This is a genomic window from Neobacillus sp. SRL179 (assembly GCF_984799095.1).
Genome location: NZ_OZ481792.1, coordinates 2,255,022 through 2,267,103, shown reverse-complemented (window position 1 = coordinate 2,267,103; position 12,082 = coordinate 2,255,022). Strand labels below are relative to the sequence as shown.

Here is a 12,082-nt window from a genome sequence, read left to right as displayed (position 1 = left end):
TTACCTCTGCCCTGTCCGAAGCCGGGGCATCTTTGGACACAATCTAGAAAACTTACCTCTGTCCTGTCCGAAGCCGGGGCATCTTCGGACACAATCTAGAAAACTTACCTCTGCCCTGTCCGAAGTCGAGGCATCATCGGACACAAAGTACCTAAATTAAATTACTTTGTAATTTTTTGTAATTGAATATGATAAAATATACTTAAATACAGATTATGGAAAGTTGTATTAGCCACTAATGGTGAAAAGTTTATCCAGGGGGATTATTGTGAAGAAAATAACAAAATTTTTCTTTTTTTCCATGCTGTTATTACTTTTCTTAAATGGATGTAATTCGAGTGACGTAAATAACATGAATGAGGATCTCTTTAAATATAAAGATTCTTATGTTGGAGATAACGGCGCTGTTGGTAATATTACGAGGCGGTTACCACGTCCTACTGGTGAAGGCACAAGTGGATTGGAGCTAAAAACGAAAGAGGAACCTTATGGTATTATCATCAATTATGAAAATGTAGAAACAACCGAGAATTCAGGAAAAAATTACGAAGAGACTGCCTTATATAATGCTACCTTTATATTTGCGTTAGTTAAAAATGCAGATTGGGTTCAATTTAATTTTGTAGAACAAGAGTGTAAGGTAACTAGAGAAGAACTACAAAAATGGTATGGAAAAGATTTAAGAAAATTTGATAGTGAAGATGAATTAAGTAAATTTGCGCAAGCCTATTTAAAAGATGAGAATAAGGTGAAGCAATTCTTTCAAAAATAAGGTCAAACCCCCAGTGTGTTAAAGAGTAAGCACGTTGGCGGTCTGGCCCTCCTTTTCTTTTCAGATTAATTAAGCAAAGATGATACTATATCCTCCCAGGATTTAGCCCTATCACACTGCATGGCAGATATTTTTTTGTAGTCAATTATTACGATGAAAAAACGAACATCCATAAAATGTCCGCCCGAGAATAATTATTGTTCAGTTGCCATATTCCCCATTGCAATAGATTATGGAAACTGATAAACGAATACAGACAAATTGGGATGACCATAGTAGAAGACCTGGCAAATGATTTTGAATATATGATTCCCAATGATTGGCGTTTGATTGGAACGATGAATACGTTTGATAAAGCTTCTTTATATGAAATGAGTTATGCGTTACCGTTTCTTACAGGTGATGAATTCTCTAAATCCTCCACCGAAAGTTATGTTGTAGGAATTAAGGCTATACTTAAAAATAATCTAATAATGAAAAACTTAAATAGCCCGATTTACTTAGTACATATTGTTTTTTGAATATTTAAACATATAAATAATAGAAAAATATGTTAATATGCATGTAGGAGGTGTTTAAGTGAAATTAAAAGGCTTTATAGTTACATTTGGTTCCTTTGTTTTAACAACAGCTTTATTTTACTTAATTGGTTATGTGTTTACTATTCCTGCGTTAATGTGGAATTACGAATATATGGATAATACAAATGGTACCTTCATTTCAATGGGTTCACTTCTCCCTCTTATAATCGGCTTGGTCATAAGTTTTATTTCTGAAAAGATTTATCTTTTCAAGCACCCAAAAAAACTTGGCTAATGCTACCAAGTTTTTTGCCTTTAATAGGATAAATTTAGTCAATACTGCTCAAGCCTTGTTTAACTTTATTCCATATATTTACTTAAAAATAAAACAAGTGCCAGGCACTCTCCAGTAAATTGGATTGTGCCTGGCACTTGTTTTATGCAATTGAAAACCTATATCCACTGGATAGAGCCGAATTCCCCATGTGGATGGTTTTGCAATTTGTATCTTTTATATTCAGACTCTAATCTTGAAAGCGGTAAGTCGTATAGCGGTTTGTCATCTTCTTTATATACATTTAAAAAAATTAGCTTATTGATAAGTTTTTGTCTCTTCTTTTCCACGTTATTTCTCATATGAAACACTCCCCCAATTGATATGGTTCATTTCCTAAAACTTGACCGATCCATTTATCAACTTAAGAATTTGCCATCTGGCTCATTTATTTTTGTTAAATTTATTATAAACTTATTATTCCTACCTGTAAAGTAGGATTTAGATAATAATTTAAAAAAAATGCAAAATTGAGGCAATTTAATCACTTTTTTTAATCTTGAAATTGTAGTGATCTGCTTCAATTTTCAAAGTTTTTTCACCGGTTAAAAAATAAGGTGTCAGGCACTCCCTTTTATTTGAATGGGATGGTGGCTGACACCTTATTGAATTAACTTTGCATTTACACTCGTATCTAAACCCCTGACCTTCTAAGCATGCGGGATACAGAATTGAGATTTTACAGTCCAAAATGTTGTTTAGCGAGCTCTTTGAATTTTATGTGATCAATGGACTCTTTTGAGTGAATTCCGTCAGCCCATTGGGTAAGGGTAGTATCTGTTAATGTTATATTTCCACTCTCGGTAAGTCGAGTAAGTAATGGATGTTTGTTAAAGGAAGATTTCGGATGTTCGGAAATAATGGTTTGAATCGCATTCAAATCTGAAACATCATCAATCGACTTCCTACTATTAAATGCATAGCCAATTTTCCAATCGGTATCTTTATGCTTTAGTTTCATTTCCAAACAATAGTCGCCATATTCATGGTCTATTTTTTTAATTCGAAATTCCCCATTCGAAGATGATATGGTTTCACCGGATAATGGAACAGGTTTTAACGGTAAATTCCCACCAAAGCCCGTGTCAATTAAATACGTTTGTTCATCATGTTTAAGAAGCACCGTTACGTGTGTTCTTCCAAGTTGAAGGTACTCCCGCGCAGTTTGATTATAAACGACACCGTCTGTCAGGACTGCGTCAAATCCATTTTCTTTTAGGTAGAGGTAGAGAAGCGGATTCAATTCATAACAAAGGCCGCCTTCATTTTTTTCTACTATTTTTTTTATTAAATGTTCCTTGGTAATTGTACTTGTTTTGTTTTCAATGACAGCTAAATTTTCGAACGGGATAGTTTGGGCTGTTTTTTCAAGTACCTCTGCTAATGTATCAAACGTAATGTGTTTGTCAGCGGGTAAACCTATTCGTTTATGAAAAAAAGGCGTCAGCTTTTTCATTTTTACTCCTCCAAAGCACTTCTTTATGCTTTCTTTTCAGCAATTAGTATTAATTTATCTAAAAATGTATTACGGTCTCTTCTTTAATATTCTACCATACTGTTTTATCAAGGGGTTTAATTCAACAATAAAGACCACGAGAACTGTCCCCATGGTCTTCTTCCATTGTCTATTAAAGTATATCCTTTTTCGTTTTGGCTGTATTTCTTAGCCTACATAAAGTAGTCACTGTTGGTAGCCAAAGTTATTTTCACTAAAAAAGCATGGCACATTGACCCTAGTTATTTGACGATTAGTTTCCCAACCATTCCTTCCTGTAAATGGTACCGGCAAATAAAATCATATGTACCTGGATTTGTCGGTGTTACGGTAATGGTTTTTTCTTTTCCCGCCTGGACCTCAGCATCAATACCGAGCTTTTCCACTGTGAAGGTGTGCTCTTTCCCACCTTTGTTTTTTAGTATCAAAGTTGTCGTTTTTCCATTTGGAATAGTGATCACTTTCGGATTAAAATAATCATCATGCATCTCGACCTCAATTGCCTTCACCTGTTCCATAGGCTTTGTAACAATGCCGGATTCAGCAAAAACCATGAGTGAGCCCAAAGTTGTCAGAACCAAAATCGTCGCAAACAAAATACCTATTCCAGATATCCACTTTTTTGCAAACATTCGCAATCCCTCCTTTCCTAAGTTTATTTTCTTCCAATTCATTAAATATTATCACTATTAATGATCTATCGAGGAAAAACACAATAAATAGAATAAAAAATAAGAGCATCTTGTCTGTTGCTCTTATTCCTTTATAAATTTAAGTATTCTTGAATAAAAATTTCTACTCGTATCGAAATTTCTGTTTTTTCACCGTAGGGCTAGAATTTTTGGCGTATTGTTCAAATCCGTTATCGTAAAACTGTGCGACTTTACTTGACCAGTCACTAGTATCTTCTCCATTCGTCCTTGCAGACATATAGGAGGATACGGTTTGGTCATATTCGTCGATGATTTCTCTTTGGATTTTAGCTTCATATTGTTCTTTCTGTAGAGTTGCTTTAAGTGGCAGTCTTGGTTTTTGACCGGGGATGTTTCGTGGATGGCCGACGACCAGACCCGAAATAGGAAAAACATATTCCGGAAGATTCAAAGCTTCCACAATGGTTTGAGGATTTTTCCTTATTCCTCCGATTGGAACAATCCCGAGGTCCAGTGATTCAGCTGCAATGACTGCACTCCCTAAAGCAATCCCAACATCTGTGGAACCGACAATGATCGCTTCTAAGTCCTTAACGATATTAAACTGTCTGTCATTCTTTTCAGCTGCCAGCTTCGCCCGATAAAAATCCATACAAAATACGAGAAAAACTGGAGCCTCCACAATCCACTTTTGGTTGCCTGCCGCAAGCGCCAATTTTGCTTTCCTTTCAGGCTCCCTCACTTCGATCACGGTTACTTGCTGCCCATTAATCCAATTAGGAGCTGAAAAAGCTGCCTCAATTATGGTCTCTATTTGGGCTTCGCTCACATCTCTATTAGTATCAAATTCCCTTACTGAGCGATGATTTCTTAATAGTTGAATGGTTTCGTTCATACTATCACTCCTTGTATATACGATATTACACACTCAACTTTGCAAATTCAATCAAAGCGCCTGTCACCAAACGAGTATGGCCGTTTGCTTTCATTTCGAACGATCTGGTCTTGAATCATCTTTTTCAATACCAGAGCTTTTATATTTTATGGAATGATAGTAAACGGAAACGCTAAACAAATAAGGAAAGCATTCTGTTCGGTCACAGAACACTTTCCTTTCATAAAGACGGTATACTAGGTATTGGTTATATTAAAGTAAAAGATCGGAGTCAAGGAACATCCACCCGGGCAAAAATTTTACTCAAGGGTGGATTGCTTATATATTTTACTTTTATTCCCTTTTTAATTCATATAACGATATTCCCTTAAACTATTTAAAATGGAAATTTCCTGTAATAGTTCTTGACCAATATTGGTTTCTCTTACCTTTTTTCTCACCAGTTCTTTATCCACTACTCTTTTGACAGATAATACATCCGTTCCGTCACCTAATACATCTTCTTTGGAATGAAATTGTTTATGAGCAACCAATTGCGTCCCATAGGAATTATATAGTAATGTGTAGCCTGCTATACCTGTGACAGATTGATAGGGTTTTGAGAACCCGCCATCGATGACGATCATTCTTCCATTTGCTTTGATGGGATCTTCTCCTTCAATTTCTTTTACAGGCGTATGGCCGTTGATAATATGCCCCTGCTCAGGGTCGAGATCAAATTCAGCCAGTAACTTTTTGCAAATCTCTTCATTCTCCCGTAAGGAATAGTAAGGGTTCTTTCTCTCCTTATGCGTTTCCTTCTCCTTAATAAAGTACCTTTCAAAGGTCGTCATTTCTCTTTTTCCGAAAAGAGAAGAGTATTGTCCAGTCCATAAATACCAAACCATATCGGTCGCCAGGTCATCTGTCATTTCCGGGTGTTCAAAAGCGTATCGTAAATAACTTTCAAACGTGTCAAGTAATTCACGGCCAGCATAGGTTTGATTTTCAATCGTCATTTTCTCCATATTTCCTTCTTCGTCTAAAGGAATACAACCATGGATTAACAAGTTCCCGTTATATTTCAAATAAAGACTGCCTTTTTTCATGAGAAAATTCATATGTCTCGCCAGCTTTTCCGAATGCTGAACGGAAAATAACAATTTCTCTATGACTTGTTTTTCTTCTTCTAATAATTGATCAGGCTGCTCTGGATTCACGGTGGCAAAGCAAGTATTTTCTAATGGATAAGTTTTCCCATGAATCGTGATTTCGTTCTTCTCATAATCAATTTTTTCAAGTAACAGTCTTTCTGACATATTAAAATATGGACGCCTCTTGATAATCGGCATTTCCAGTTTGAATTGGATCATGGCAATGGCTTGATGTATTTTCGTAATTTGCAGTTGTTCATAATCAAATAATTTTTTATCGGAATGAACCTTAGGTCTAAACGCGGGGTTGTCTTGATAATACTTTTCCGCAAGATTCAATAATGGTCTAAGATTGATTCCATATACGTCTTCAATAATATCCAAATTGTCATATCTCGCACAAATACGAATAATATTAGCCAAGCAAACCTTGGATCCAGCAAAGGCACCCAGCCATAGGGCATCATGGTTTCCCCATTGAATATCTACTGAGTGATAATGGATTAGTGTTTCCATAATTTTATCGGGCTCAGGTCCCCTGTCGTAAATATCACCCACTACATGAAGATGGTCAACCACTAACCTCTGAGTGGTATAGGCAAGCCCTATAATGAGCTTATCTGCCTGTCCTAAAGAAATGATTTGCTGGACTATTTTTGAATAATAATCATCTTTATTGGTGGAATCATTTTTTTTGTAAAGCAGCTCTTCAATGATATAGACAAACTGATTCGGCAAAGCTTTCCGTAACTTTGAGCGTGTGTATTTAGAGGAAGCATATGAGATGAGCATAATCATCCGCTCAATTACTTCTGTATACCATTTATTTAATTCTAGTTCATTATAAAAATGATTTTTTATCAACTGAAGTTTTTCTTCTGGATAATAAATTAATGTGGCAAATTCATTCCTTTGGTTTTCCGATAATATATATTGAAACAGGTCATTGATTTTCTCTTTTACCTTCCCGGAGCCATTTCTTAATACATGTTGAAAGGCTTGATACTCTCCATGTAAATCACTGACAAAATGCTCCGTCCCCTTTGGTAGATTTAGGATGGCTTCAAGATTAATAATTTCAGTTATTACTTTTTCTTCACTATCATATTTTTGAGCCAGTAAATCTAGATATTTTGCGTTCAAGCTTGTATCCCCTTTCAAAATTGAATGCCAATACTAGTAATTTTTCATTTCATTACTACTATTATAAAGGAAAAATAGAATTTATTATATCGTAATATCTTTAAACACCGTGTGCACAAAAAAGCTGACCAGTCATTCATACTGGTCAGCCTTTTTACCCTTATTCGCGTTTTTTTGCTACAACCTGGGTGATATAAGCAGCGACATCTTTTATTTGTTGCTCTGTTAAAAGATCTCCAAAAGCTGGCATTGTCTTTCCGCCCTTTTTCACCCTTTCCAACACCTTATCAGAATCCTTCGCTATTTGACTAAGCTGTAAATCAGGTCCATTATGTCCGCCAGTTCCTTCTCTTCCGTGACAGGCTAGACAGTTTCCTTCAAAGACCTTCTCACCATCATCGACACTTGCGGTTGCTGTAGCAGCACCATCGTTTGTGTTCTTGTCCTTATTATCAGCAACTGGAGTCGTCCCGGATTCAATCGTACCGTCCAAGGCAAAAGTCCATAATGAGTCCCCATGCTTCGTCCCAGCAAGAGAATTACCTGCCACAAGGACTGAAATATATTGCTTTCCATCGACTTCATAAGCAATTGGGGCGGCATTTACGCCTGCATCAGTCTTAAATTCCCACACTTGATCACCTGTTTTGGCATCATAGGCAATTAATCTTCCATCATTATGACCGACAAAAACAAGTCCTCCCTTTGTCGTTAGAACACCGCTATAGGCACTATCATCCCATGTCTTTTGCCAAGCGATTTTATTTGTTTTCACATCGATCGCAGTCACAGTTCCTCTTCGTGGCGAATCATCTACAGGTGCAATGATACTGCCAAGATAAACACTTCCCTCTTTAAACTCTTCTTCACTTCTGGTAAAAAGTTGATACTGGTCTGTCGCTACGACATAAAAATAACCTGTGTCCGGACTGTAGGCAGATGGCGGCCAATTGGCCCCGCCAGCCGCTGCTGGTTTTAAAAGAAGTGGTTCTTCCCAAAAAGGATCAAATATTTTTCCAAACTTCCCTTCGTACTTAGGTGCATCCTTAGCAAGGGCTTCTTTTGTTACCTCTTGTATGATAAACGAATCACCTTTTGGAATCGGCTGTGTAGGTGAAGTCGCCTGACGTTTATCCTGTGAAACAGGTACCTCATCAATTCCAATTAACGGCTCTCCATTCGTCCGATCCAAAATGTACACCCATCCAGTCTTCCCAGCTTGAGCTAATCCTTTTCTCATTTTCCCATCTAACTCCACATCAAATAATACAACAGGATTTGGTGCATCTAAATCCCAAATATCATGATGGACCTCTTGGAAATGCCATTTATATTTACCCGTTTCTGCATCAATGGCAACAATCGAAGCAGCAAATAGGTTATCCCCTGTCCGAATGCTTCCATCTAAGTCTGGGGCAGCATTCCCGGTTGAAAAATAAAGCAGTCCTGTTTCAGGATCAACTGCAGGTGTCTGCCAAACCGGCGCACCACCGCGTTTCCATGAATCATTATCGCTAGGCCATGTTTCGTGACCGGATTCTCCTGGTCCTGGAATGGTATAAAACCGCCAAAGTTCCTTACCGCTTTTGGCATCAAAAGCAGTCACCCTGCCTCTAGTTCCAAAATCACCGCCTGATATTCCAGTATATATTTTGCCGTTATAGTATAGCGGCGCACTGGTTATCGTATATCCCTTTTTCCAATCATCTACTACTGTAGACCATACTTCTTTACCAGTTTTTTGATCTAAAGCCACGATTCGGGCATCTAAAAGTCCCACATATACAAGACCGTCACCAATTGCAACACCACGGCTTGTCCAACCGCAGCAAACGGTTGTCAATTCGTCAATCTCAGGTTTGTACGTCCACTGAATGTCTCCACTTTTTACATCAATCGCAGAAACTTGATCCGCTCCAGTGATAATATACATAATGCCGTTATACACAACCGGTGATGCTTCTCCGGAATACTTAAATTCTTGTCCGGATCCAAGATGTGTCACCCATTTTCCTTTTAAATTTTTAACATTCGAAGTATTGATTTTATCTAAAGTCGAATATCGTTGATTAGATACACTGCCCCCATTTGTTATCCAATTCTCACCTGGAAGCGTTGTCAAGTCCTTGCTAGTAAATGCTGCTGTTATTGGATCCTTTGGTGTTTCTACTGGCTGTTCAGTACTCTTTTTAATTTCTTTAGGAGTACTGGCTGCATGTTCTGTTTTATTGACTGAGTTTAGAAAAAAATAAAACCCAACAACCATAATGAACATAATCACAAAGCCTGTTACAACAAACCACTTGTTTTGTTGTACTTTCATACTTCCACTCCCGCCTTTCTGTTTTTCCCCTTTTTTTCTATATATTTCCTATTTATTCATCAAATTAGTATAGTACGATTTTAGTAGATTCGATTTGAATTTTTAAAATCTACATACTATTTTGTGATATAATCACTATACCAAATAGATAAAAGGGCCTACAATCAACAAAAAGTAGAAAAGTGTGGGGGAAATAAACAGTTTAAGTGAAATTGTTTACTTTAGGAGGGTTTGTCTTGACTGCTTACAATATGATCTCTAAGAAACAACAACATACGATAATGGACTTCTATTTCGTCTTAGCCGACATAACGGCTAAAAGTGGGTACTCCAAGTTATCCGTTTCAGAAATTGTGGCACAATCAGGATATAATCGTGCAACATTTTATAAGTACTTTAAAAACAAAGAAGATCTAGCGAACTCTTTCATAACATACCTATCACATGAGTTCTATCAAGCATGTCTATACCCATTTAATGAAAAAGAACAAATTAACTTTAACCGGATGAAACCACAAGATTTAATTATTTTTCAACATATCTTGAAGCATTCTCATTATTATCAATTACTGATAGTAGAAGATTCTATTCCAAAATTACAGAGTTCAATCATAGAAACAATTGTGTCTATTTTAGAACATGAACTAATTTTCGCTAATTTTAATGAGGTTTCACCCCTATTTGATTCGAATACCTACTATAAAGCGTACGGTTTTTACGGTTTGATCCATGAATGGATTAAAAGTGACTTTCAAATCTCACCAACTCTATTAACGAAAGATTTAATTACTATTTTTACGACCGACAATTCTAAAATAAATATCCTTCCAAATTCTTCTATTTGATAATAAAAAAAAGGAAACAAGTTTTTCGCATACGAAAAACGTTTCCTTCATTTTTAAATAACTCGTTACTTCTTAAATACTAATATCCCGTCTCTGGAAAAACACGAAAGTCAGAATCATAAAAATGGCATAATAAACGGCTAGAATTGCTAGAGATATTGGTAGTGTAATGTCTCCCAAAATTTTATCCTGCAACGCGTAAATGGTTAAATCAAGATGCGGGAAAATTAAATATTTTGCCCATTCATATTTTTCTGCAAGGAACACTATTAATCCACCCAGCGTGGAAGAGATAAACAGGACAAAGATTCCAATCCCCACCGCCAATGCTTGACTTTTAAATAAAGTAGAAAGCATAAAAGCAATGGCCGTTATAACCAGCAAACTCGGAAGGTAGTAGGCAATCTTAAGGAAGAATTGCGGGCCGACTTCTGCTTCCTTCTGCCCGTTTAAAGCCATCTCAAAGATTTTCGCTGTAAAATCCCCATTACCAAATGTAATCAATCCAACAAGATATCCAGCTGTTATAAGAGTCGCTACAAGAATGAGTGAATAAATAATTAAGGAAAGATATTTGGACAGGAGGATGGCCCATCTCTGATGCGGTCTGATTAACAGCTGCTTAATTGTCCCATCTGCAAATTCAGAGGACACACTAGCACTGCAGACAATTACCGCCAACAAGGTTACCAAAGTCGTCATACCGTATACAACATTATTCATAAAATGCCAGTTACTAATAGCATTGGGATTAACGTTTTCATCTAGATATTTCTGCTTTTGTTGAATTTGATCAGTAATAAACGGTTTGTCTTCCTCTGGAGCCGTTTTGGCATTTGCCTGCAACTCGGTAATCTCAGCCTTCATATCAGCTTGCCAATTCGGATTGGGTTCTCCTGATACTTTATTGTAAATTATTCCCCCCACAATGACCGCGAGTACTATGATGATTAGATAGATCCAGCTCGATTTTTTTTGAAATAATTTCATCAGTTCATTACGAATTAAGGCAATCATTGTAATACACCTCCGTTCTCTCTAACCTCTTTGTTTGTAATTTCTAAGAAACGGTCTTCAAGCGAAGCAGTTACCCTGCTAATGCCATAGACATCAATATCCATTGAGATTAATAGCTTATTCATGGTACTAATCGTAGATTTTTCTACAGTGGCTGAAAATTGATCGTCTGCAAGAACCTTGAAAGTCGTATCTTCAAATTGTCCTTTCAGTATTTCAACCGCTTTTTGGCTGTTGCTCACCTCAAAGATGACTTCTGTTTTCTCGTCTGCCTCCATTGTTTCTTTCATAGAAGAAATATGTATGAGTTTACCTTTTTCAATAATCGCAAAACGATCGCACATCAACTGCATTTCAGCTAACAAATGGGACGACACCAGAACTGAAATGCCTTCCTGTGCAAGGGTGTGTAAGTAGTCTCTAAATTCTCTAATTCCTTGAGGGTCCAATCCATTGGTAGGCTCATCGAGAATCAACAATGATGGGTTATGCAATAACGCCTGGGCCACTCCCAGCCTTTGTCTCATCCCAAGAGAATAGGTCTTAACCTTTTGGTTAATTGCATCTTCTAATTTTACTAATCCAGCCACTTCCATAATCCGTTCATCTGACACTTCTTTACTGGCCATATTCGCATAATGCCTTAAATTCTTGTACCCACTCATATACTTGTAAAATTCCGGATTTTCGACTATCGCCCCAATTTCACTCATAGTCTCTTTAAATTGTCCATCGAGGTTATGGTCATTTACACGTACCTCTCCCGTTGTCCGTTTGATCAAGCTGACAATCATGCGGATAATGGTGGTTTTGCCTGCTCCATTCGGACCCAAAAGACCAAAGATTTCCCCTTTTTTCACACTGAAACTGACATCATCTACGATCTTCTTCTTGCCGATGACCTTCGTTAACGATCGGACCTCTAAAGTATTTACCGCCATTCGCTCCTCC

11 protein-coding genes are annotated in these 12,082 nt (G+C 37.1%); 3 read left to right on the top strand and 8 right to left on the bottom strand.

Features of this window, described 5'->3' with window-relative positions; translation table 11 throughout:
• Positions 1-268: 268 nt before the first annotated feature.
• Positions 269-772 carry a DUF4825 domain-containing protein gene (locus tag AC4E8C_RS11225; RefSeq protein ID WP_490212186.1) on the top strand — a complete coding sequence of 168 codons (504 nt, stop codon included), beginning with the start codon at positions 269-271 and terminating at the stop codon, positions 770-772.
• Positions 773-1,351: 579 nt separating this feature from the next.
• Entirely contained in the window at positions 1,352-1,588 is a 237-nt protein-coding gene (locus AC4E8C_RS11220) for a hypothetical protein (RefSeq protein WP_490212185.1), read from the top strand.
• 158 nt (positions 1,589-1,746) lie between these two features.
• Here AC4E8C_RS11220 and AC4E8C_RS11215 read toward each other — a convergent pair whose 3' ends face one another.
• The 6 genes from AC4E8C_RS11215 to AC4E8C_RS11190 form a co-directional block, all read right to left on the bottom strand.
• The gene (locus AC4E8C_RS11215; protein WP_490212184.1) at positions 1,747-1,929 is read right to left on the bottom strand and encodes a Fur-regulated basic protein FbpA; all 183 of its coding nucleotides are present in this window, start codon (positions 1,927-1,929) and stop codon (positions 1,747-1,749) included.
• Positions 1,930-2,306: 377 nt separating this feature from the next.
• Positions 2,307-3,083, bottom strand: a complete 777-nt coding sequence (locus AC4E8C_RS11210) for an arylamine N-acetyltransferase family protein (protein WP_490212183.1) — start codon at positions 3,081-3,083, stop codon at positions 2,307-2,309.
• Positions 3,084-3,364: 281 nt separating this feature from the next.
• Entirely contained in the window at positions 3,365-3,754 is a 390-nt protein-coding gene (locus AC4E8C_RS11205; protein ID WP_490212182.1) for a cupredoxin domain-containing protein, read from the bottom strand.
• Between the two features lie 163 nt (positions 3,755-3,917).
• Positions 3,918-4,670 carry an NADPH-dependent oxidoreductase gene (locus AC4E8C_RS11200; RefSeq protein WP_490212181.1) on the bottom strand — a complete coding sequence of 251 codons (753 nt, stop codon included), beginning with the start codon at positions 4,668-4,670 and terminating at the stop codon, positions 3,918-3,920.
• Positions 4,671-5,014: 344 nt separating this feature from the next.
• Entirely contained in the window at positions 5,015-6,946 is a 1,932-nt protein-coding gene (locus AC4E8C_RS11195) for a fructose-1,6-bisphosphatase (protein ID WP_490212180.1), read from the bottom strand.
• Between the two features lie 160 nt (positions 6,947-7,106).
• Positions 7,107-9,269, bottom strand: a complete 2,163-nt coding sequence (locus AC4E8C_RS11190) for a PQQ-dependent dehydrogenase, methanol/ethanol family (RefSeq protein WP_490212179.1) — start codon at positions 9,267-9,269, stop codon at positions 7,107-7,109.
• A 236-nt stretch (positions 9,270-9,505) separates the two neighbouring features.
• Between AC4E8C_RS11190 and AC4E8C_RS11185 the strand changes: the two genes are divergently transcribed.
• Positions 9,506-10,114 (top strand): TetR/AcrR family transcriptional regulator, encoded by a 609-nt coding sequence (locus tag AC4E8C_RS11185; protein WP_490212178.1) that lies wholly within the window; start codon positions 9,506-9,508, stop codon positions 10,112-10,114.
• A gap of 72 nt (positions 10,115-10,186) precedes the next feature.
• Here AC4E8C_RS11185 and AC4E8C_RS11180 read toward each other — a convergent pair whose 3' ends face one another.
• Positions 10,187-11,131: an ABC transporter permease gene (locus tag AC4E8C_RS11180; RefSeq protein ID WP_490212177.1), complete on the bottom strand. Its 945-nt coding sequence runs from the start codon at positions 11,129-11,131 to the stop codon at positions 10,187-10,189.
• Complete coding sequence (locus AC4E8C_RS11175) at positions 11,128-12,072, bottom strand: ABC transporter ATP-binding protein (protein WP_490212176.1); 945 nt, start codon at positions 12,070-12,072, stop codon at positions 11,128-11,130. The genes AC4E8C_RS11180 and AC4E8C_RS11175 overlap by 4 nt, the downstream gene beginning before the upstream one ends.
• Between the last annotated feature and the right edge of the window lie 10 nt (positions 12,073-12,082).

Coding starts and splice junctions, on each gene's coding strand:
- AC4E8C_RS11215 (WP_490212184.1), bottom strand. CDS start 1,929: ATGAGAAATAACGTGGAAAAGAAGAGACAAAAACTTATCAATAAGCTA.
- AC4E8C_RS11210 (WP_490212183.1), bottom strand. CDS start 3,083: ATGAAAAAGCTGACGCCTTTTTTTCATAAACGAATAGGTTTACCCGCT.
- AC4E8C_RS11205 (WP_490212182.1), bottom strand. CDS start 3,754: ATGTTTGCAAAAAAGTGGATATCTGGAATAGGTATTTTGTTTGCGACG.
- AC4E8C_RS11200 (WP_490212181.1), bottom strand. CDS start 4,670: ATGAACGAAACCATTCAACTATTAAGAAATCATCGCTCAGTAAGGGAA.
- AC4E8C_RS11190 (WP_490212179.1), bottom strand. CDS start 9,269: ATGAAAGTACAACAAAACAAGTGGTTTGTTGTAACAGGCTTTGTGATT.
- AC4E8C_RS11180 (WP_490212177.1), bottom strand. CDS start 11,131: ATGATTGCCTTAATTCGTAATGAACTGATGAAATTATTTCAAAAAAAA.
- AC4E8C_RS11175 (WP_490212176.1), bottom strand. CDS start 12,072: ATGGCGGTAAATACTTTAGAGGTCCGATCGTTAACGAAGGTCATCGGC.